The sequence below is a fragment of the Shewanella sp. SP1S1-7 genome, from assembly GCF_031932105.1.
Lineage (GTDB): Bacteria > Pseudomonadota > Gammaproteobacteria > Enterobacterales > Shewanellaceae > Shewanella > Shewanella baltica.
In genome coordinates this window covers 69,788-90,521 of sequence record NZ_JAUOEU010000008.1, presented here as the reverse complement: position 1 = coordinate 90,521, position 20,734 = coordinate 69,788, and the positions used below count along the sequence as shown (strand labels likewise).

At 49.0% G+C, this 20,734-nt stretch carries 18 protein-coding genes, 1 tRNA gene and 1 pseudogene; 7 read left to right on the top strand and 13 right to left on the bottom strand.

Going from position 1 to position 20,734, the window contains the following annotated elements; all coding sequences use genetic code 11:
- Positions 1 to 17 precede the first annotated feature (17 nt).
- The gene (locus Q4Q49_RS08855; protein WP_261271975.1) at positions 18 to 641 is read left to right on the top strand and encodes a LysE family translocator; all 624 of its coding nucleotides are present in this window, start codon (positions 18 to 20) and stop codon (positions 639 to 641) included.
- Here the strand turns inward: Q4Q49_RS08855 and Q4Q49_RS08850 are convergent.
- Positions 638 to 1,906 carry a mechanosensitive ion channel family protein gene (locus tag Q4Q49_RS08850; protein ID WP_106648587.1) on the bottom strand — a complete coding sequence of 423 codons (1,269 nt, stop codon included), beginning with the start codon at positions 1,904 to 1,906 and terminating at the stop codon, positions 638 to 640. The two genes, Q4Q49_RS08855 and Q4Q49_RS08850, sit on opposite strands and share 4 nt — an antisense overlap.
- Positions 1,907 to 2,114: 208 nt before the next feature.
- Between Q4Q49_RS08850 and Q4Q49_RS08845 the strand changes: the two genes are divergently transcribed.
- Positions 2,115 to 2,693, top strand: a complete 579-nt coding sequence (locus Q4Q49_RS08845) for a TonB-dependent receptor (RefSeq protein ID WP_311999166.1) — start codon at positions 2,115 to 2,117, stop codon at positions 2,691 to 2,693.
- Positions 2,694 to 2,719: 26 nt separating this feature from the next.
- Here the strand turns inward: Q4Q49_RS08845 and Q4Q49_RS08840 are convergent, their stop codons facing one another.
- Positions 2,720 to 3,112: a DUF1090 domain-containing protein gene (locus Q4Q49_RS08840; RefSeq protein WP_311999165.1), complete on the bottom strand. Its 393-nt coding sequence runs from the start codon at positions 3,110 to 3,112 to the stop codon at positions 2,720 to 2,722.
- 233 nt (positions 3,113 to 3,345) lie between these two features.
- Here Q4Q49_RS08840 and Q4Q49_RS08835 point away from each other — a divergent pair, with 233 nt between their 5' ends.
- Together Q4Q49_RS08835 and Q4Q49_RS08830 are read left to right on the top strand one after the other, a co-directional pair.
- Positions 3,346 to 3,972 carry a DUF3157 family protein gene (locus Q4Q49_RS08835; protein ID WP_311999164.1) on the top strand — a complete coding sequence of 209 codons (627 nt, stop codon included), beginning with the start codon at positions 3,346 to 3,348 and terminating at the stop codon, positions 3,970 to 3,972.
- A gap of 138 nt (positions 3,973 to 4,110) precedes the next feature.
- Positions 4,111 to 5,106: a DUF481 domain-containing protein gene (locus Q4Q49_RS08830; RefSeq protein ID WP_063881927.1), complete on the top strand. Its 996-nt coding sequence runs from the start codon at positions 4,111 to 4,113 to the stop codon at positions 5,104 to 5,106.
- On the opposite strand, the gene Q4Q49_RS08825 is transcribed toward Q4Q49_RS08830, so the two are convergent.
- Positions 5,089 to 5,541 carry a VOC family protein gene (locus Q4Q49_RS08825; RefSeq protein WP_006084890.1) on the bottom strand — a complete coding sequence of 151 codons (453 nt, stop codon included), beginning with the start codon at positions 5,539 to 5,541 and terminating at the stop codon, positions 5,089 to 5,091. The two genes, Q4Q49_RS08830 and Q4Q49_RS08825, sit on opposite strands and share 18 nt — an antisense overlap.
- 18 nt (positions 5,542 to 5,559) lie before the next feature.
- Positions 5,560 to 6,198, bottom strand: coding sequence for an MliC family protein (locus tag Q4Q49_RS08820; RefSeq protein ID WP_311999163.1), 639 nt, complete (start codon positions 6,196 to 6,198; stop codon positions 5,560 to 5,562).
- A 402-nt stretch (positions 6,199 to 6,600) separates the two neighbouring features.
- On the opposite strand from Q4Q49_RS08820, the gene Q4Q49_RS08815 reads away from it, so the two are divergent.
- Both Q4Q49_RS08815 and Q4Q49_RS08810 read left to right on the top strand, forming a co-directional pair.
- Positions 6,601 to 7,236 (top strand): hypothetical protein, encoded by a 636-nt coding sequence (locus tag Q4Q49_RS08815; protein ID WP_220777247.1) that lies wholly within the window; start codon positions 6,601 to 6,603, stop codon positions 7,234 to 7,236.
- 208 nt (positions 7,237 to 7,444) lie between these two features.
- Positions 7,445 to 8,779, top strand: a complete 1,335-nt coding sequence (locus tag Q4Q49_RS08810; protein ID WP_311999162.1) for a M48 family metallopeptidase — start codon at positions 7,445 to 7,447, stop codon at positions 8,777 to 8,779.
- 139 nt (positions 8,780 to 8,918) lie between these two features.
- Here Q4Q49_RS08810 and yedF read toward each other — a convergent pair whose 3' ends face one another.
- The 3 genes from yedF to fdhD all read right to left on the bottom strand — a co-directional run bounded on the left by yedF (position 8,919) and on the right by fdhD (position 11,313).
- Positions 8,919 to 9,152: a sulfurtransferase-like selenium metabolism protein YedF gene (gene yedF, locus Q4Q49_RS08805; RefSeq protein WP_107946196.1), complete on the bottom strand. Its 234-nt coding sequence runs from the start codon at positions 9,150 to 9,152 to the stop codon at positions 8,919 to 8,921.
- Positions 9,152 to 10,366: a selenium metabolism membrane protein YedE/FdhT gene (gene yedE, locus Q4Q49_RS08800; RefSeq protein WP_107946195.1), complete on the bottom strand. Its 1,215-nt coding sequence runs from the start codon at positions 10,364 to 10,366 to the stop codon at positions 9,152 to 9,154. Before yedE ends, yedF begins: the two co-directional genes overlap by 1 nt.
- 110 nt (positions 10,367 to 10,476) lie before the next feature.
- On the bottom strand, positions 10,477 to 11,313 hold the full coding sequence (gene fdhD / locus Q4Q49_RS08795; RefSeq protein WP_113941247.1) for a formate dehydrogenase accessory sulfurtransferase FdhD: 837 nt from the start codon (positions 11,311 to 11,313) through the stop codon (positions 10,477 to 10,479).
- A 141-nt stretch (positions 11,314 to 11,454) separates the two neighbouring features.
- Here fdhD and Q4Q49_RS08790 point away from each other — a divergent pair.
- Positions 11,455 to 11,549 (top strand) — tRNA-Sec (locus Q4Q49_RS08790).
- A gap of 69 nt (positions 11,550 to 11,618) precedes the next feature.
- Here Q4Q49_RS08790 and selB read toward each other — a convergent pair.
- From selB to fdnG, 6 genes and pseudogenes are all read right to left on the bottom strand, one after another.
- Positions 11,619 to 13,436 (bottom strand): annotated as a pseudogene (gene selB, locus Q4Q49_RS22180) (selenocysteine-specific translation elongation factor); the annotation flags it as partial.
- A gap of 2 nt (positions 13,437 to 13,438) precedes the next feature.
- The gene (gene selA / locus Q4Q49_RS08780; RefSeq protein WP_311999160.1) at positions 13,439 to 14,860 is read right to left on the bottom strand and encodes an L-seryl-tRNA(Sec) selenium transferase; all 1,422 of its coding nucleotides are present in this window, start codon (positions 14,858 to 14,860) and stop codon (positions 13,439 to 13,441) included.
- 96 nt (positions 14,861 to 14,956) lie between these two features.
- Positions 14,957 to 15,862: a formate dehydrogenase accessory protein FdhE gene (fdhE, locus tag Q4Q49_RS08775; RefSeq protein WP_311999159.1), complete on the bottom strand. Its 906-nt coding sequence runs from the start codon at positions 15,860 to 15,862 to the stop codon at positions 14,957 to 14,959.
- Positions 15,862 to 16,503, bottom strand: a complete 642-nt coding sequence (locus Q4Q49_RS08770) for a formate dehydrogenase subunit gamma (RefSeq protein WP_311999158.1) — start codon at positions 16,501 to 16,503, stop codon at positions 15,862 to 15,864. Before Q4Q49_RS08770 ends, fdhE begins: the two co-directional genes overlap by 1 nt.
- On the bottom strand, positions 16,500 to 17,411 hold the full coding sequence (fdxH, locus tag Q4Q49_RS08765) for a formate dehydrogenase subunit beta (protein ID WP_011982053.1): 912 nt from the start codon (positions 17,409 to 17,411) through the stop codon (positions 16,500 to 16,502). Before fdxH ends, Q4Q49_RS08770 begins: the two co-directional genes overlap by 4 nt.
- 2 nt (positions 17,412 to 17,413) lie before the next feature.
- Positions 17,414 to 20,428 (bottom strand): formate dehydrogenase-N subunit alpha, encoded by a 3,015-nt coding sequence (gene fdnG, locus Q4Q49_RS08760; protein ID WP_012586399.1) that lies wholly within the window; start codon positions 20,426 to 20,428, stop codon positions 17,414 to 17,416.
- Positions 20,429 to 20,734 lie beyond the last annotated feature (306 nt).

The following is a 20,734-nucleotide window of genomic DNA, read 5'->3' as shown; positions in this document are numbered from 1 at the left end:
CATTTAGAGCGTCACACATGCAACCCGAAACTTGGTTACTCTATCTCTTGGCCATTGTATTGATTGGGATCTCACCCGGCCCCATCGCTATGTTGTCTATGTCCCACGGGATCCATTTCGGCAAGATGCGCAGCATAGCCACAGGCCTTGGCAGTGTGAGTGCCGCTTTAGTCTTGATGATGGCGTCAGCGGCGGGATTAGGCGCCATTATCAGCACCTCAGAATACGGTTTTACCTTGCTAAAATGGTGTGGTGCAGCCTATTTAGTGTTTTTAGGCATCAAGCTGTTGTTGACCAAGAACCAAGATCAGCCCCTTGAGATCAGCCAATCAAAAGGAAAAGGCACACCAAGGCAACTTTATCAGCAGGCGTTTCTAGTGGGGATCAGTAATCCCAAGGATTTACTGTTTTTTGCCGCGCTGTTTCCGCAATTTATCAATCTTGCCGCGCCGCAATTACCGCAACTTATGATACTGGCAGCCACTTGGGCAATAGTGGATTTTAGCTTTGTGATGATTTACGCCAGCATGGCCAATGTGCTTGCGCCCAGCCTAAAGGCGAGCAACAAGCTGCATTGGTTTGACAGAACCAGCGGCGGTGTATTTCTTACCTTAGCCGCGATTCTGATCAGTCGAGACTAACCCTCGACCTTCACCGATTTTAAGCTGCGAATATCGTTACCCGTTGGCGCTTGGAAAGCCTGCAGACCAAACTCAGGCAATATTGCAAAAACATGGTCGAAGATATCTGCTTGTATCGCTTCATAAAATGCCCAGCGAGTATCGTTAGTGAAGATATAAATCTCGATTGGTAGACCCTCTGTGGTTGGTGCGAGCTGACGCACCATTAGGGTCATGTCCTTGTGCACTTTATCGTGACGCTGTAGGTATTCCTGCAGGTAAGCGCGGAAGGTGCCGACGTTAGTCAAATGGCGACCATTCACTTTCATATCAAGATCAGAGACTCTGGCATTCGCCTCGCGGATTTCGTTGATTTTGGCAGGGAAATATTCTTTTAAGCAATTGATCTTACTGAGACGTTCGTGCTCTTCCTCGCTCAAAAACTTAATGCTGTTGATGTCGATATTAACAGCGCGTTTGATCCTACGCCCACCCGACTCAGACATACCACGCCAGTTGCGAAACGCATCCGACACTAAGGCATAGGCGGGGATCATAGTGATGGTTTTGTCCCAGTTACGCACTTTAACTGTGGTCAGCGAGACTTCTTCTACCGCACCGTCGGCGCCATATTTGTCCATCTGGATCCAGTCGCCCTTACTCACCATGCGGTTTGCTGCTAACTGAATACCCGCCACAAAACCTAAAATAGTGTCGCGGAACACTAACATCACAAAACCCGTCGCCACACCTAAGCCGCTAAGGAAGTACACAGGGGACTGATCGGCCAAGATGGAGATAGAAACGATAATGCCGACAAAAAATAAAAACAGCTTAGTTAACTGCACAAAGCTTTTAACGGGTAAACGTCGGCTCACCAGATTGACATCTGAAATTTCATCGACCGCATCTAAACCCGCATAAATAGCGCGGATCATCAGCACCACCAGCCAAATACTCAGCAACCGGTCGATTAAATTACTTAAGATTTGATGTTCGGTTAAGGCGATGGGCACTAATAGATTGAGCACGATTGCAGGCACTAGCATGGCCAGCTTTTCGAGCACTTTGTAACGCATGAACACATCGTCCCAGGTGACTTTGGAGCGCAGGATCACCATGTTGACCGCACGTATGACTACACGTCGAACAATGAGATAAGCGATACCCGCCAGCAGTAAGCAGGCAATGATCATTATGCTGGTTGATATGCCGTCCGAGGGTTGGCTATCAATCCCAAAGCCCGCTAACCATGCCGAAATTTCGAGTCTTATTTCCTGATCCACAATTCCACTCCAACCTAGGCGCTAGCGCAACAAACCCATACAAAGGTAACCGCCGAGTTGACCTCGGTTAATGCCACCCTAGAAAATACTCATGCTCAAACACAATAAATTTACAAATACTTATTTTAAAAGAGATTTTAGCATTTTGAATTGACCAAGCACAAAGGAAAATGAACAATATTTCCCCTATCTCTAAGGAAACCATTCTATGTGTCGTTATTCATCTAAGGTCGCTTGTCTTAGCTTTGGACTATTGAGCCTATACCAACCGCTTCAAGCGGCCGAATATAGCACTTCTAAGCCATTGGTGATGCCAGATAAATCAGAGAAAACCGCCAATCCTTCTTATATCGCCCTCATGCTGGATTACGTTCCCGCCGCAGACAATCTCTACGGCATTACATTAGCACCCTATCATTTCGATAATAATTACCAGCAATGGGGCTATTACCTCGGCTATGCCCGCAGCCGAGAAACCGATGTAGTAGTGCCAGAACCCGCGCTGTCATATCGCCAAGAAAGCCTCTTTCGCTTAGGGTTAAGCTACAGCCTCACTGCCGATTTAAGCTTTTATGCGGGCGGCAGCGGCTATATCAGCACTGTGTCTTACACGAATAATATTTCACCCAAAATTGTCGATGGCAAACCCACATGGGAAGAAGATAAAACTACCCGTTGGGGCGCAGAAGCTGGGTTAAGATATCGCATCACAGAACATTTCATCCTGAGCGCGGGCTATAACTCCAGCACAGAATCCACAGTTTTAAGCATAGGTTACGCGGGCTAAGCTCCTAGCGACTGGGCTTGAGCTATTTATTGCGTTAGCTCGGCTCGCGCCTTAGCAAGCTCCAATTCCACTTCGGCGACCTTATTGCGTTTCTTATTGATTTTATCCATAGAACGACCTTCTTCTATGGCTTTGGCCAACTCGTTTTGGCGCTCAGTCAGTTTTTCTTCTAAGGCCGCAACTTTAGCGATGCGCTCGGCATATAAACTGTCGTCATCACAATGGGTTGAGACTTCGTAATAGGCCTTTTCGAGCCCGTCGACTTTATGTTTATTACCTGCTGCTTTGGCTTGGGCAAGTTCGGCACTGATGGCTTCTAACTTAGCCGCGCAGCCCACTTTAGGGGCGTCATCGGCCCATGTTGCCGCGCTCAATACCAAGCTAATAACGACGCCACAAATTCCATGTTTAATCTGCATCTTAATCTCCTCTCGCTTAATTCATTGATCATTGCCGCTATCTGACTGTGTCCTGTCACCGCGCTATCAATATAGTGCCACACTCAGTGAACTCAATCTGTATTCGAGTCAGTATCTTCCAGCTAAATCCACTTTATTCGTCAAAACACGACTTAGACAGTGACTAATATGCGGCAAATTGTTTATGTTAGGGCAGAATATTGACTCAGACGGATATCGGAGCCAGAAAATTAATGCAAACTTCATTACGCCTTAGCGCACTTAGCTCATTGTTATTGCTAACATCATCGGCTATGGCCGCCGACGTAGCTCAAATCACCCTAGAAAATGGCGCCCAAGTCAGACTCAAAGACGACTTTACCTGGGAATATGTGATCACAGAAACCAAAGCTGCGCCCAATGCCTTAGCAGCGACGGCAGTGAGCACCTCAAGCAATATTGCCAGCGCCCCAAGTGTTGCACTTGCCACTCAAACTGTGGCTGCGCCAGTCACCACCTTGACTGCCACCGCAATTGCCCAACCTGAGCTACTAGGCTCAACCGGTAAAGATGGCATCAAAGTCAGCTTTGCCGAAGGTCAATGGAAAGGCGATAAACTTGGACTCAGTTTCGATCTTGCCAGTACCAGCAATGAACATGTGACCTTAGTCGAAGTGGAAGCCAGCTTCTTCGCCGATAATGGCACTTTGCTCAAAACCGAAAAACTCGAAGTATGGGAAGCCATTTTCCGCATGCCTGAAACCTATCTGCGTAAGGGCGAACAGCGCAAAAGCAGCGTGATTTGGGTCGAAGGCATAGATAAAGCTCAATGGCAGAAGCAGTTAATCAACCTCAAGATCACCGAAATTAACTCCCGCTAACACGGCGAATAAGTAAGGGATTGCGAGCCAGTTTTCAATCCCTTATCAGTACTTTTAGCGAATGTTATTGCTTTGTAGTGCTAGAGTTCAGGTAAAATAACCACACACTAACGCCCTTATTTTGAGCTCATAAGCAAGATGCATCATCTGATATCCAATCCAGCATTGTACCTTGCTGCTACGCTCTGTAGTCTCAGCCCCTTGTGCTTAGCCGATACGGTTTTCTTGCTCAATGGCGATAAAATTAGCGGTGAAATTAAAGAATTCAACGATCAAGATTTAATCATCAAAACCAGCTATGCCCCTAAGATTGCCATTCAGCGCAGTGCTATTCTCAGTTTTGAAGTCTCAACGCCTAAACCTTGGAGTGTCGGCCGCTCAATACAGGACATCAGTATTCAGGCTTCTGAACAACATGGCATGGTATTGATTAATCACCAACAAACTCCAGTGGATGAGCTGAGATTTTCCCAACGCTATGCGGACTCAGCTTGGAATTATAACGGCAGCGTAGAAAGCTCACTCGATGTCACTAAAAACAAGAAAAATAGCCAGAAGCTGCATGTCAAAGGGGATATCACGGCGGAAACCCTGCAATGGCGACACAATCTCAAGACCGAAGTGCGCTACGAGACCGAAGATAACGTGACAAAGCGCAACACCTTCGAAGGACATTATTCATTAGACTATCTGATCAATGAACATTGGCTATTACGTCAGGAAGATTTTTATCAACAAGATAAGCTCGGCATAGATAGCCATAGCTATTATGCAGCGCTCGGTCCTGGTTATCGTTTTTGGGGTGCTGGGCGCGATAAATTAGACTTCGTCGTAACCTACAACCATTTTTGGCTTGAACAACATTCCTTTAAACTAGAACTAAATGCTTGGGCTGCATCGCTTAACTATAAACAGTATTGGTTTGGTGGCATTTTAGAATCCTATGCCGATCTGCAAATTGCCTTTCCAGATATGCCTGCGATTAATTACATCTCAAACTCGACCGTTGGACTTAAATATCTGCTCACTCAGCGGATTTATTTGTCATTTAAATATGACTTCAACGACACTCAAACAGTGATAGGTAATACCAGAGATACCAGTTACACCTTAGGATTAGGGGTAAACTTCTAATCCTGAATCCTGATACGCTAACCTGTGCGCCATAGGATGCCCATCATTCAATTGCAGTAAATCCCATAAATTACCATAGAGATCTTTAAACACAGCGACTGTGCCGTAGTCTTGCTCTTGCGGCTCGCGCGCAAATTCGACGCCATCGGCGACCATGCGGCGATAATCACGCCAAAAGTCATCGGTATTCAAGAATAAGAACACCCGCCCACCCGCCTGATTACCAATAAAATCGAACTGCTCTGGCTTAGAAGCCCGGGCTAACAAAATAGACGCGCCCTTAGAACCCGGCGGGGCAACGACGACCCAGCGCTTATCTTGCTCGGCTTGATAAGTGTCCTCGACTAATTCGAATTTTAATTTATTCACATAAAAATCAATCGCCTCGTCGTAATCTCTTACGACTAAGGCGATATGCACTAGAGCTTGTTTCATGGCAACCTTAAATCAATCCTATTTGGTCACCAGTTTACACGTCATTTCTGGCGCTTCGAAGCCCCAAACCACTTTCGCTTCGCCTTGATGTTCCCAAAGACTTTCATTGCGGCCTTGATACTTAGCACCACTGCCGCTGGGTTGTACAAACATCAATGAAGTACTATCACCATGTTCAGCAATTAGAGTCGCGGGTTCGGTTTTAAAATAAGTCACCACGACTTCATTAGCAGGATTGCCGTCACAGGCATAAAACACTGGGCCGGTCATATCGACTAAACGGTATTGCGCCTGCAGTTCGGCAATACGGGTTTGATAGCTAGCTTCAATACACGCGTGTTTATCCTCGCTCTTCCAACACTCATTACGGCCTTTCACCCAACCACGCTGCATCGCTTTTAAAGTCGGTGGCTGTTCATTCTTTGCTTTTTCAATCGCTTGGCTGTAAACCTCAGCTAACTTACTATCGAGTTGGCTCAGTCCCGCATCCTTACAGACCATAGCTTCGATACTGCCTGCATCGACTTTTGTGCAGTCAAAGGACGGCACATCGGCCGCCATCGCTCCTGTACTTAACGAACTCACCATCACAACGGCGGCGCAATACCGAATGAAGCCCAGCCGATTATTCAACATCTTATTGATTAATTTTGCCATCTCAATTCCTTTATATTCTGTAGGTTACTTCAACGCTTGCCATAGCTAAGCCTATAGCGGCTTAACCTAACCTGACTCAAAGAGTCATGCCTTAAATTGCACTCAAAATAGTGTACAAATCGTGATTAAATTCACCTTTATCTCAACCTCACGAGCACTTCATTCTAGTGCTAACAATCAAATTCGGCGAAAGAAATGCATCGACTTAGCCACCTGTGTCTACCAGCCTGATCGGACACATTGCCGGACACTCTTGCGCCATCTCGGCAGCGGTCGGCGGACACTTAAATAGCCATTACATTGATAAGTAATATGAAATTTTTATGGCACAGATTCTGCTGTGGCAGGTTAATGCGACTCAGGCATAACCCGCCGATCCACACAGCCATACAAGGAAACACTATGAATACGCGCACTCAACTTATGGGCGGTCTGTTTATTCTCGCTCTGATCCCAACCGCCATTTGGGCGACTCAAACAAAGAGCCAAGCAACGAGCAGCAGTGCCGATGGAGGTATATCAGTCTTCAGCCAATCAGTGCTCAGCCAAAGTCAGCCAGATTTTTCATGGATTTATGTTAAACAGGATGGCGAGATGACTATCGGTGCTGGCCACAGTGACGATTGGGAACAGCTGGAACGCCAAGGTAATCCTTATCATGCCGATTACCTATGGGTGAAAAAAGCAGGCACGCCTTATGTCATCACAGATCCCGCCATAGTGGCGCAAATCAAAACCGCCATCATGCCAATGCAGCAACAGGGTGAGAAAATGAAAGTGTTAGGCGAACAAATGCAGCAAAAAGGCGACGCGATCAACAGCCAAACTCAGCAACTTCTACTCAATATTGCGGCCGATAGAGAAGATCCTCAGATACAGATGGAGATCGACAACCTGAGCACATCAATGGACATGCTTGGTCAACAAATGGATGAGCTAAGCAAAGTTCATGAAAGCCTTTCCAATACCGCAGAGAAGCAAATTGTCAGCCTCGCTCAAGCAGCCATTAAGGCGGGCACGGCGATAAAGGCACCTTAACCGCCTTTGGAAAACAGCCATCGGGATTTGCCAACAGGCTAAAAGCCGCAAGATCCTGACACAAGCTTCCTACCCCAGTTGCGCTTAATGCTGATTTAACCGAATCACAGAACGGTTAATTTTGGCATTACGCGTGATAGTGGTTGAATTTTCGAGCGAAATTGACTATTTTCACGCCGCTTGTCACTTCACTAGGAAAAGGATCAACATGGAACAAGTTATTACCCCAACCGCGGGGAAAGATAATCCCATCCAAATGACAGATATTGTCTATTCGAAGGAAAAATCGCTGTTCACTCTGTTAGCGATTATCTCAGGGATCGTCTGGGCAGCATTGATCATAGGTACTTTGGGCATGGCCCTGCTCTATGTGTTGATGTTTTTCATTATTTATCTTTTCAGCCACTCCGCTTTTATTAGCTACCTAAAAGGGACGGCTGTCGAAATCAATGCTGAGCAATTCCCTGAATTACATAAACAATATTTAGCATGCTGCGATCGTTTAGAAATGAAAGAGCTACCACGAGCTTACTTGTTGGCCGCCGATGGCATGCTCAACGCGCTGGCAACCCGCTTCCTCGGCCGTAACTATATAGTGCTATTTTCATCGATTGTGGATGCGCTTGAGTCCGATAAAGATGCACTTAACTTCTATATCGGCCACGAATTAGGCCATATTCGTCGCAATCATATTGGCAAGGCCCCCTTTTTAGTCTTCGCCACTTGGTTGCCTTTAGTGGGTGCGGCTTATTCTCGCGCCTGTGAATATACCTGCGATCTCCACGGGTTACGTTGCTGCAACAGCTTACGTTCTGCCACCAATGCCGTCGCCGTATTAGCCGCTGGCGTAGAGCAATGGAAACGTATGAATGTGGATCAATATATCCGCCAAGCTCGCGAATCGAGTGGTTTTTGGATGTCACTGCACGAGCTTAACGGCAGCTATCCTTGGCTGACTAAACGTATGGCAAGAGTCGACGCCAAAGCGCAGGGAACTGAATACACGCCGCCATCACGCAGTGCGTGGGCATTTGTATTTAGCCTCTTTATGCCACGCATGGGCACGGCAGGCGGTGGACTCATTATTTTTGCTGCGATTATTGGAGTTGCCGCCGCAGTTGCGTTGCCAGCATACAAGCAATATCAAGAAAAGATGAGTGCAGCCACGAGTTATGAAGCCCCGGCTGCAACCGAAGCGACACCAGCAGCCATGACTGTGCCTGACGCAACACTCGCCATTGCCAGTATCGATCAGCAGCACCAAGCATTAACGCCGATCACCGACATCTTAGTTGGCTATTATCAAACCAACCAAGCATGGCCAACTGAATTAGATGCCCTAAAGCTGACGGACGAGCAGATTGCGACATTTAATTTGTACACAGATGGCATAGTCGGCTTTGTCGGAGGCGAAGCCCTCGGTGATTATCAAGGCTACGAAGTCTATCTATCGCCACAAGTCGATGAGCAAAGCAATATCACTTGGGTATGCAGCAGTAGCGACATTCCTGACGAATATCTGCCAATAGATTGCCAAGGCTAAGCCTGAGTTAACTCGGTTAGATATCGACTACAGGAAACTTTTCCAAAGGAAGTTAATTGTATTTCCAAAGGAAATAGTAAAAAGGCACAAACTTATGTTTGTGCCTTTTTCAGTTTTACGCCTCAGTGAAAATCAGTCACTAACGCTGGATCAGATAACGAATCGTAGGTCCATTCTGCTCAATTTCCAGCACTTTATAACCATGATTTTTAGCATCGAGGGGAATGTTGTTAATAGACTGCGGGCAGTCACTAATTACCTCGAGAATTTCACCGGGCTTTAACTTAGGCATAGCCTCAAGGGTAGCCACTGCGGGATAAGGGCAAGGTTCACCCACCATATCGAGTTGATAATCTGGAATATATTGAGCCATTACGCCGCCTCCGCTAGCAATTGTTCATCACGCTTCGCCTTACGGGCAAAGAAACGTTTTTCCCACAGCAACATAGCGCCAAAGGAAAGCCCCAGCAGCACATAGGTCAGCAATAATCCGCCTTTATCGCCAAAGCTGGTCAGTAAATTAACTTTGTCCCAGTTCGTTGCTAATGGCTGAGCGATATCATCCCAGTAATACGCCAATAAGGTTGAACCCAACACGTTACCTAAGCCCACCCACCAGAAATGCACTTGGCCTTCGACTGCACGATACATCCAACCCGTTTCACAACCACCAGCCAGTACAATACCAAAACCAAACAGTAAGCCGCCGATCACCGCATTAGGGCCAGCCCACATGATCTTAGGCGGCACACCCAGTTGCACATAGCTGTAAATACCTATCGCACTGACCGCCATGCCTAAGATAATCGCCTTAGCCATGTGAGTACGACCAGTGATCCACATATCGCGGAACGCTGAGGTAAAGCAGATTTGCGCCCGTTCGATTAATAAACCAAAACCAACACCACAGAGCATAGCAATGCCGAGTTTTGGCGCATTGAACATAGTCAACAACCCCCAACCGACGATGCCAACAAACACCAGCATACCGATACGGAAACGACGTCTAGCTTGGTTTTCGTCCTGCTTGATTGAAGTCGCTTTATTTACCTTTTTCAGTTTTATCGGAATACGGAACATCGGCAGCAAGGTAAATCTTGCACCAAAGTAAGAGCCTGCCGCAGTCGCCAAAGCAAAGAACCAAGCATGTAAAGAGAACTGCGGAATACCCGTGAAGAAGGCGGCAAGGTTACAACCCATAGCTAAACGGGCACCAAAGCCAGCAATAATGCCGCCGATCAGTGCCTGAGCAATACGGATACGGCTCTGTGGCATACGCAGTTTGACGTTATTGGCCCAAAGCGCAGCGGCAATACAACCACCAAACATACCGATAATCATCATGCCGTCGATACGATCTAGAGGAGAGCCCTGCAGACCTATCACTTTGAAATAACCCCAGGTTTCAGGCTCTGCACCTAAAAACTGCAGTAAATGACCACCCCAACGAGTGAATTCCCCAGTAACAGCCCAGAAGGTTCCGGTCAAACCAAAATAGTAAGTAGAAAGGATACCCGCAGCGATAACCGCTGGCATAGGTGCCCAAAAACGGACTAAATATTCTTGTTTAAATTGTTGCCATGTCATGTCATTACCCTAATGAACGAGACTATAAAAAATAAGCGCAATGCGCTTATAACCTGTGTGCCAGAGTGATTGAAGTCGTTCGACAACTTCAATCTCAAGTGGCCTCACGCTTAAATGGCTTTAGCTAAGCTGACACACTGCTGCCCCAACAGGCGATAACCGTGGGTGTAAAGCGTTGCCCTGCCATTACGGCAAAATCCGATAAGCGTGATATTGCTTTTCTCTGCTAATTCCAACGCCAGTGAAGTCACGGCGGACATAGCAAACAGAATTTGGATATTGGCACTAGCGGCCTTTTGCACCATCTCAAAACTCGCGCGACTGGTGAGCAATACGGCCACTGGACGTTCCACATTGTGAGCGGAAAAGGCGCCAATTAGCTTGTCTAGTGCGATATGCCTGCCTATATCCTCATAGGCGGCGATGATCTGTCCTTGATGATTAAGCCCCATGGCCGCATGAGTGGCGCCCGTCAGCTTAAAATGTTGTTGATTATCTTGAATTTGCCCAAGTGCAACCTGTAAGTGTTCGATATCGAATCTGGCATCTGAGTCCACCCGCATCACAGGCTTGACGGCCTCTTCGAGCTGGGCGACGCCGCACAATCCACAACCTGTGCGCCCCGCCATATTGCGCCTTTGTTGCTTGAGTTCCATAAAGCATCGTTGGTTGATTTCCACTTGGATCAACACGCCTTCACTGGTGAACTCGAGCTCCACCCCTTTGATATCATTGATATGGGAAACGATACGTTCAGATAACGTAAAACCAATAGCGAAGGCTTCTAAATCTTGAGGACTCGCCAACATCACGGTATGCGCTATGCCGTTATAGACCAGTGCGACTCGCACTTCATTAGCTAAGTAGTCAGTCAGCTCAGATGCGTGCCCATGTTCTAACAAGATCACGTTTCTTTCTGTCACCACTTCATGTGAATGATATTCCATAGCGCCCCTTTAAAACTATAAAACCAAATAAAAACAATTAGTTTGATGACAATTTAAGACTTGTATCACAAACCCATAAACTAAATAAGAATCGCCTTGAATCATCCTTACGCATTTTCTACTATCCCTAAGTCTTCTATTGGAAGAACGTCGTCTCCGGTGAGGCGTCCGGATTTCAAATCCGGGTAGGGCTGCCAGCAGTCCTGGGTAGGTTCGACTCCTATGTTCTTCCGCCAATTCTCATGGGAAAAAAACAACTCCGCATCCCGAACTTCTCGGCTATTACTGCGATACTTCCTACGGGTAAAACCACTTCTGTCAAAGAACTCAAGCAGTTGAATACTCACCTTACGCCCAAGCCCAACCATGTCTTTAAATTCTGCCGTTTCGAGCTTACCGTGTTCTGCAATATGAGTACGTACTAAGCTGGCGTAGTAACAGATTTGCTCGCTGAGCAAATATCTGTCCTTCACCACAGCAGTAATAAATCCCTGCTGCACCAGCTGGAAACACAGCAGCCTTAATTTGGCAGGTTCGAGTTCAAGATATTCCCCCATCTCAGTCACCCACACAGGGGACGTTTGCTGCGCCAACCAAGGAGCCAAGCGTTGCCAGCACTGCTGCGCCTCGCTATCGAGGACAATTCTGTGGTCCGCCAACTGCAGCAGAGCGCCGCGCAGCACCATCTGTCCATCTTGGCAGAGGCTATCGAGCACCTTATTGGCAAGCTCGTTGGGTAATATGCTGTGGCTCATACGTTGTAGACGATTACGCCCCAGCCCTAATTGGTCGGGATGCTGTTGGTGATATTCACGTAACAGCTCGATAAACTGCTGTTTTTCTTGCTCAAGTAGCTGGGTCGATAGCCCATAGGCGCCGAGGCGAGTCAGCCCCGCCTGCGCCAGCATGGCTGCGAGCCCTTCATCGGTTAGCTGCCAGCGCCAACGGATTTCATCAATACTGAGCGCCTCACTCTGGCCGAGTAGCGCCAGCACATTCACCGGATTGGAGAGCTTGGCCAGCTGTTGCAACTTGCTGACACGCTCCGGTGTGCGCTTCTTACGATTGGGGACTTTTAATGCCAGCACTCGCCCTGCACCCAGGGTTTGCTTGCCACCAATATGCCTGAGCACTATCGGGTCGTCCTGACACAGCAGCAGCGGCTTATCGAGCACAATTTCGGCCAGATAGCACCCCTGCTCATCGGCTTCATCGAGTAGTGACACTCGACCCAAGGTATGGTCGGCGCCGTGGTGACAATGAACATTTTGCCAATGGCTGATGGGTTCGAAACTGCGAATTTGCACTACGGGTCTGGCGCACAGCTCAGCCTGAGGCAGGTTGCTTAACCAGTCGCCACGGGCGGGCGCCCTGTGGTTATCGACACCGGTAAGATTTAAGGCGACCCGAGTGCCACTTAGTGCTCGATGAACTTCCATCCCTTGGCAGTGAATGCCGCGCACCCGTAATTTTGCTTTTTGCCCAGAGCTGTAGAGGCTATCGCCGATACACACACTGCCGCTAATCACAGTGCCCGTGACCACACAACCGGCACCTTTAACGCTAAAGGCGCGATCGAGCGTCATCCTAAAGCTGCTGGCATCTTCCGCTTGGGTCGATTGCAGCTCGGCAATATCTAAAATATGTTGTTTAAGGGTTTCTCCCCCCGTATCGCCTGCATCATTCGCGCAAACCTCAAATACGCCACTGGCCTCGATACCGTATTCGGCAAGCAGCGCTTTTCCTTCTAGAGTCAACTTGGCGGCGGTTTGGTCATCGACCAGATCCCGCTTGGTCAGCACTAAGGTCAAACTGTTTAGCGGTAAAAGCGCGAGGATTTGCAGGTGCTCGCGGGTTTGTGGCATCACGCCGTCGTCACAGGCCAACACCAGCAGTGCGTGGCGCACATGGCTCACGCCCACCAGCATGTTATTGATAAATTTTTCGTGGCCGGGCACATCGATAAAGGCTAAGCGACTGCCATCTCGCAGTGGCATAAAGGCATAACCGAGATCGATAGTCATGCCACGGCGTTTTTCTTCGGGAAGCCTGTCGGTGTTCATCCCCGTTAAGGCACGGATCAACGTGCTCTTGCCGTGGTCGACATGGCCCGCAGTGACCATAATCATAGCTGTACACCTAATGTGCTAAGTTCGGCCAATAATTCGGCCTCATCATCGATACCCCGCAAGTCGAGGCGAAGTTGATCTTGGGCCATTCGACCAATCACAGGCCGCTGCGCCTGCTTAAAATGCTGCTCGAGCAGCGTTAAACTGCCACCCTCTTGCGCGTTAAAGCACAGGGCGATTGAGGGTAAAAAGGTATCGGGCTGCGATCCGCTACCGACTTGAGTTTGGCACTCCACTAATTCGATGCCATAGCTCGGGGCAAACAGCGGCGCTAAGGCGCGCTGCAGACGCTCACCGATTTGGCGCAACTCAGCTTGGCTACGGGCAAATTTGGCCATAATCGGCAGTTCCCGATCCAAGGTTTCGGGGTTGAGATAGTGGATCAGCGTTGCCTCGAGCGCCGCGAGAATCAACTTATCACAGCGCAATGCACGCTTTAGCGGATGACTTTGAAGCTTATTAATGAGCGCCTGCTTACCGACAATCAAACCCGATTGCGGGCCGCCGAGGAGTTTATCGCCGGAGAAGCTGACCAGATCGACCCCATCAGCCAACATGGCTTGGGGCGTCGGCTCTTGTTTAAGGCCAAAACGGCGTAAGTCAGTGAGTGAACCACTGCCAAGATCCGAGATCAGCGCAACCCCACGATCGCGGCAGAGTTGGCCTAATCTGGCCTCATCCACCGAAGCGGTAAAGCCACTGATATGGTAGTTGCTGGTATGCACCTTCATGATGGCAGCGGTATTCTCAGTGATCGCCTGCTCATAGTCCTTGAGGTGAGTACGATTAGTGCTGCCGACCTCCACTAAGGTGCAGCCCGCTTGGCGCATAATGTCAGGAATGCGAAAGGCGCCGCCAATTTCCACCAGCTCGCCGCGGGAGACAATCACTTCTTTGCCCGCGGCGACCGCCGACAACATCAGCAGCACAGCGGCGGCGTTGTTATTCACCACGCAGCAGGCTTCAGCCCCAGTTAGGCGCTGGATTAACCCACTAATGGCATTATCCCGATGGCCGCGCTCACCCGCTGCTAACTCAAATTCCAGCGGCGTGGGATAACGCATCACAGAGGTCACGGCACGAATGGCCGCCTCAGACTGCTGGGCGCGACCAAGATTGGTATGCAGAATGGTGCCCGTGAGGTTCCACACGGGTTTTAAGCTGTGGCTGTAATCGTTAAACAGTTGATCAACCAAACATCTGTGCAATTGCGCAAGCTCGCCACACCATGTCGGCAAACAGTGCTCGCGGCCGATTAAGCTGCGCGCCGCCTTTAACTGGGTATCCAGTGCGGCCTTTACTGCCGCTTTGCCGTAGGACTGCTGCAATACCACAAAACTAGGCTCTGCAAGTAGGCTATCCATTGAAGGCAAAGCTCGGTACAGAACTTGTAGTGTTTCAGGTACTTGGGTCATCATCGGTGTCATTTTGTTTATATTATTGCCATTGGTTTATAAAAAGCAGGAAGGGATCAGCAACCCGACTCCCTCCCGCATTTGTTTAAGCTATGTGGCTTACGTGGTTTCGTGGGCCAGTAGCAGTGGGTTCAGTGTTGTTGCACCAAAGCCCTTAGCATTTAGCTCACTATCTAACATCAAGGTTGCGAGATCGTCTGCCGCCACATCCATAGACGGCGAGTTTTCGACGAACATCATCTTGGTATAGCCATGACATTCATCGCAGCTTTCGATCCGCACTTGAGCCTTGGCATCATCTAGCGACCAAATCGTCATCTCTTTGTCCTGACCGCAACTGGTGCAATGGGCGCGAATGTAATGCCATTCGCTCTCGCACAGGCTGCAATGCAGATAGCGCAAACCAGCTCGAGGCTGATCGACAATCACACTCGCCACCGGATGACATCCACACACGGGACACATACTCTGCTGCGCCACCTTGCGCTGATCCATCCGCTTGATGACCATAGGTGCCCAATGCGACCAATAAACGCCCATCGCCGCCCAGATGAATAAGCTAAAACGGGCAGGCACTTCACTGACATGCCCTTGGCGTAGTGAACGCCCCCACGAACTCAGTTGCTCGGGTGATTGCTGCATCAACAAACGCACTACCCGAGCTATGGATTCATCCACCTGCGGCAACAAATCACTTAACAGTTGCTGTAGCAGTCCTTGCCAATAGCTATCTGCCTCTGAGCCCAAGCGGGAAAGCGGAGTCGCCTCATCTTTCCCCCAAGCGAGCAGTTGACCGAAGTCAGCCTCCGCCGCCAATCTGGCCTGAATCGCAACCACACGGCGGCATAGCTCAAAGTAGTCGGCCAGCGGCGAGTCCTTGGCCAACGACAACAAACGCTGCGCCCGTCTGTGATACACAGCGTTAGGATCCACCGCCTTTAAGGGTTTAAGCTCCAGCGGCGATTCGCTGCCGGGGACCATAGGAATCTCGGCTGTATGACTCATTAATGTTTCTCCACGTCCGAATGTTCATCCAACATCACAGGGTGATGTTTACGGCACCACGCCTTAGAGACTTTGCCGTAAAGCATGCCGGTGATAGAGCCTTCTACCCAGCTCGCCATCCAGAAATGCACCATCACAAATATCAACATGATGAGCGCACTAATGGCATGCAGCACAATCGCCCAGCCCACCACAGTGGCTGAGAAGTAAGGTGCAAAGTAAGGTTGCCACATGATGAATCCCGTCACGGTTAAGGTGACAGACGTCAGCACAAAAGCGCGGAACAATACCTTTTGCCCAGGGTTGTAATGGCCGATAGGCGGGATTTTCTCCTCGTTCTCGAACATCACATCCTTGATGGCGAGCATCCAAGCCAGATCGTGCTTTTCCCATTTGTTGTGGTGGTAATAACGCACCAACATCAACATCAAAGGTAAGCACATCATCAAGCCCGCAATAGGGTGAATAAACTTCGCCAATTGCGGTGTGCCCGCTATCGCCCCCAACCATTGAAACGACGGATAGAAGAAGGAGAAGCCAGTGAGAAAGGTCACTAGGCCAACTGCTACAATGAACCAATGACAGATGCGATCGAACAGCTTGTGACGCACTATCATTTCTTGCTTATCATGCTTGCTCATTTGTCGCCCTCCTCTTCCTGCTTAGCCTCTTCCTCTGGCGGTTGATAACCCGGTTGGTCTTCTTCGACTATGTTGCGACCGACGGTGATCTTATGCAGACAAGCGACGGCGGCAGTGGCAAGAATGCCCATAGTGCCTAAAGGTTTGACCCAGTCCTGCCACAGAGTGAGTGACAGCGGGATCTGCGGGTTATCAGGCATGTTGTAGCTTTCGGGCTGATTGATATCGTGCAATATCATCATCATACCCGTACCACCTACGCCCTCAGGGTTATAAAGTCCTGCCTTAGCAAAGCCCCTTTCCTTCAGTTCTTCGACCCGTTTTTGCGAGTAAAACAACATGTCCTCACGGGTGCCAAAACGCAGCGCCCCTGTGGTACAGGACTTAACACAGGAAGGTTCCAATCCCACGGCTAAACGGTCAGAGCACATAGTGCACTTGTAGGCCTTGTTATCCTTGGGATCGATTTTGGGCACATCGAAGGGACAAGCACTGGCGCAATAACCGCAGCCGATACACTTGTCCGAATCGAAGTCCACCACACCATTGGCGTGCTGGATAATCGCGCCCGAGGTCGAACAGGCAGTTAAGCAGGCAGGGTCGGCACAGTGCATACAGGCCGAGTGGGTAAATTGCCAACGCAGCTTGTTGCTTTCCATCACCTCATGGAACTCCATCAGGGTCCAACATTGGCCCGATAGCGACATAGGGTTTTGGTAACTACCTTGGAACGTGCCCACTTCTTCCCGTAAATCATTCCACTCAGAACACGCCACTTGGCAGGCTTTACAGCCATTACACTTAGTGGCGTCGAACAGCTTGGCGACCTTTTCTGACGAATTACGCCCCTTTGCCGCAGGCGTCACCGCTGAAGTACCGGAGCGGCGGATAATGTCTTGTGATGCCATAATCAGAGCCCCTTCGCTTTAGTGATGTTAACCAAAAATGCTTTGAACTCAGGCACCTGTGTATTTGCATCCCCCACTTCAGTGGTGAGCACGTTACAGGAGTAACTCTTACGAGTGAGCGCATTATGGCTGCCGTGACGGGGTAACCCGACGGTATGAACTAACTGACCATTCACCTTTAACGGCTGCAGACGTTTAGTCACTAAGGCTTTGGTTTCAATGCTGCCACGTTTAGAGCTGACAGTGACCCAATCCCCATTGGCGATACCTTTTTCTGCCGCCAACATTTCATCGATTTCGACGAAGGTTTCCGGCATAGAAATCGCTGCCAAACGGGCATGAGTAGACCAAAAATTAAAGTGTTCAGTCACACAGTAAGTGGTTGCCACATAAGGGAAGTCCTTATGGGAACCTAAGGTTTCCTTCACACCCGGTAGCATACGTACCGCAGGGTTACTGGTGACCTTGTGTAACGGGTTCACCCCAATAGGCGACTCCATAGGCTCGTAGTGCTCAGGGAACGGACCTTCGGCCAACAACTTAAGGGCGAAGAATCGACCCACACCTTCGGGCTGCATGATGAAGGGGCCAGCGGATTCCTGTGGTGTTAACTTCATGTTGAAGTCGCCCACATCGATACCGTGCCACTTACCGTCAACCCACTCGACGATAGTACGTTTTGGATCCCAAGGTTTACCGTTGATATCGCAAGAAGCGCGGTTATACAGCACACGACGGTTTGCTGGCCATGCGAATGCCCAGCCCGGAGTGACACCTTTACCCGAAGGATCATGGTTGTCGCGGCGAGCCATCAGGTTGCCTTCTTCGGTCCAAGAACCCGCATAAATCCAACAGGCGCTAGCAGTACTACCATCGGCTTTGAGTTCAGAGAAGCTACTGAGCTGACGCTGAGTGACGAGATCCTTACCGTTAAGCTCGCGAGCAACTTCTTCGGCATGCGGCGAGTAAGGATTGTGGTAATCCCAACTTATCGCTTGCACTGGCTCAGGCAATTTACCGCCCTCTTGTTTGTACAGTTCACGCATCGCCATTAAGACGCCGGAGAGGATCTCAGCATCTGGCTTGGCTTCACCCGGCGGGTTAGCGCCCTTCCAATGCCACTGCATCCAACGTCCAGAGTTGACAATGGAACCTTCTTCCTCGGCAAAACACGTCGTCGGTAAGCGGAACACTTCCGTCATGATTTCAGCAGGATTCACCTCGTTGAAGCCATCGGCGTTTTGCCAGAAGGTTGCGGTTTCCGTTGCCAAGGCATCCAGCACCACCATGTACTTAAGATTACTCAGAGCTTTGAGTACCTTATTGCGGTTCGGCATGGAATTAATGGCGTTAACCCCTTGGATAATATAGCCATTCACTTCACCGTGGAAAGCCATGTCTAAGTGCTTAGTAAAGTCGTACTGTTTATCCCACTTAGGCACCCAGTCATAACCAAAGTCGTTTTCAACCGTGGCGTTATCGCCCCAAAAGCTCTTCATTTGTGAAATAAAGAATTTAGGGTAATTTTGCCAATAGTTGGTTTGACCTGGGCGCAAGGCGACAGGCGTGTAACGATCGAGATAGGTCTTAAGATCAGTGTCTTTTTCACTCGGTAACTTCAAGTAACCAGGCAAGCTTTGGCACAATAAACCCATATCGGTCGCGCCTTGCACGTTAGAGTGACCACGCAGTGCGTTAACGCCACCGCCCAACACCCCAATGTTACCCAGCAGCAACTGCACCATAGCCATAGAGCGAATGTTCTGCGCCCCTTTAGTATGGTGAGTCCAACCTAAGGCATACATAAAAGTGGCGGCTCTATCGTGGGTATGAGTGCTGCCAATTTGCTGGCAAACCATCTCATAGTCCGGAATCGGCGTACCGGTAATATTGCTTACTGTTTCAAAGTCATAGCGATCTACATGTTGCTTCATTAAGTTCCACACGCAGCGTGGATGCTCGAAGCTAGGATCGACTTTCGCGTAACCCTGTTCGTCTAACTCGTAGTACCAAGACTCTTTATCGTAGCTATCTGTTTCTTCATCGAAACCACTGAACAGACCTTCACTAAAAGAGAAGTCTTCGCGCACTATGTAACTGGCATTGGTATAAGCCTTCACATAGTCGTAGTTCACTTGTTTGGTTTCAATAAGATAGCGGATCACCCCGAGCAGGAAGGCGATATCTGTGCCCGAACGGATCGGCGCATAATAATCGGCCACAGCGGCGCTACGGGTGAAGCGAGGATCGACCACCAAAAGTTTAGCGTTGTTATGTTGCATTGCTTCTGTAACCCAGCCGAATCCGACAGGGTGAGCCTCTGCAGCATTACCGCCCATGATAATGATCAAATTAGAATTTTTAATATCGATCCAGTGGTTGGTCATGGCACCACGTCCAAATGTCGGAGCAAGACTTGCTACCGTTGGAGAGTGTCAGTTACGCGCAATAGTATCGATTGCAACTAGGCCCAGTGCCCGTGCAAATTTCTGGGTGATATAGCCGCCTTCGTTCGGCATCGCCGACGAGGTCATCATCCCAGTGCTAAGCCAACGGTTAACCGTCGTCCCGGCAGAATTCTTTTCAATCAAGTTAGCATCACGATCATCTTTCATCAGGCGGGCGATGCGTTGGTAAGCTTCGCTCCAGCTGATACGTGTCCATTCATTGCTGCCTGGCGCACGGTACTCTGGGTATTTAAGCCGATTAGGGCTGTTTACATAATCTACTAAACCAGCGCCTTTAGGACACAAGGCCCCACGGTTGACTGGATGGTCTGCATCCCCTTCGATATGGAAAATACTCTGTTCGGCGTTCTTGCCATTACTCCCTTTGCTGTACATCAGCAATCCGCAACCCACTGAGCAATAGCAGCAGTTATTGCGGGTTTCTTTCGCGCTAATGAGTTTGAATTCCCGAACGGCCGCATAGGCCTTTTCGGACATCAATCCCAACGCAGAAATTGCTGAGGTGGCAGCTCCGGCAGCACACAGTCTAAAAAACTGGCGTCTGTTCATTGCGTCCTCTCACACTCTTGTCGTTATGAGTCTAGTGGTTGCTGTGGTGAAAATGGCAACCGATCGAGTGAGCCTACTTAAAGACCACACTTAATTTAAGATTATCCTTAAAGAGGAAATAGATAACAAATAATGACATGAGATCGAGATCGCAAATAACCAATCACAAAACTTAAATCTAAATAAATAAATAATATTGAAATTAAAAACTTTAAATAATGTAAAAAACACCTATTTAAAGAGTTAAAGCCCAATAATACCAAAAGGACAATTTGTCTAGCAATGCAGGTCCATATTGTCCCACAA

Excerpts from the sequence above, each read along its gene's own strand:
- Q4Q49_RS08855 (WP_261271975.1), top strand. The coding sequence starts at position 18 with ATGCAACCCGAAACTTGGTTACTCTATCTCTTGGCCATTGTATTGATT.
- Q4Q49_RS08845 (WP_311999166.1), top strand. The coding sequence starts at position 2,115 with ATGTGTCGTTATTCATCTAAGGTCGCTTGTCTTAGCTTTGGACTATTG.
- Q4Q49_RS08840 (WP_311999165.1), bottom strand. The coding sequence starts at position 3,112 with ATGCAGATTAAACATGGAATTTGTGGCGTCGTTATTAGCTTGGTATTG.
- Q4Q49_RS08835 (WP_311999164.1), top strand. The coding sequence starts at position 3,346 with ATGCAAACTTCATTACGCCTTAGCGCACTTAGCTCATTGTTATTGCTA.
- Q4Q49_RS08830 (WP_063881927.1), top strand. The coding sequence starts at position 4,111 with ATGCATCATCTGATATCCAATCCAGCATTGTACCTTGCTGCTACGCTC.
- Q4Q49_RS08825 (WP_006084890.1), bottom strand. The coding sequence starts at position 5,541 with ATGAAACAAGCTCTAGTGCATATCGCCTTAGTCGTAAGAGATTACGAC.
- Q4Q49_RS08820 (WP_311999163.1), bottom strand. The coding sequence starts at position 6,198 with ATGGCAAAATTAATCAATAAGATGTTGAATAATCGGCTGGGCTTCATT.
- Q4Q49_RS08815 (WP_220777247.1), top strand. The coding sequence starts at position 6,601 with ATGAATACGCGCACTCAACTTATGGGCGGTCTGTTTATTCTCGCTCTG.
- Q4Q49_RS08810 (WP_311999162.1), top strand. The coding sequence starts at position 7,445 with ATGGAACAAGTTATTACCCCAACCGCGGGGAAAGATAATCCCATCCAA.
- yedF (WP_107946196.1), bottom strand. The coding sequence starts at position 9,152 with ATGGCTCAATATATTCCAGATTATCAACTCGATATGGTGGGTGAACCT.
- yedE (WP_107946195.1), bottom strand. The coding sequence starts at position 10,366 with ATGACATGGCAACAATTTAAACAAGAATATTTAGTCCGTTTTTGGGCA.
- fdhD (WP_113941247.1), bottom strand. The coding sequence starts at position 11,313 with ATGGAATATCATTCACATGAAGTGGTGACAGAAAGAAACGTGATCTTG.
- selA (WP_311999160.1), bottom strand. The coding sequence starts at position 14,860 with ATGATGACCCAAGTACCTGAAACACTACAAGTTCTGTACCGAGCTTTG.
- fdhE (WP_311999159.1), bottom strand. The coding sequence starts at position 15,862 with ATGAGTCATACAGCCGAGATTCCTATGGTCCCCGGCAGCGAATCGCCG.
- Q4Q49_RS08770 (WP_311999158.1), bottom strand. The coding sequence starts at position 16,503 with ATGAGCAAGCATGATAAGCAAGAAATGATAGTGCGTCACAAGCTGTTC.
- fdxH (WP_011982053.1), bottom strand. The coding sequence starts at position 17,411 with ATGGCATCACAAGACATTATCCGCCGCTCCGGTACTTCAGCGGTGACG.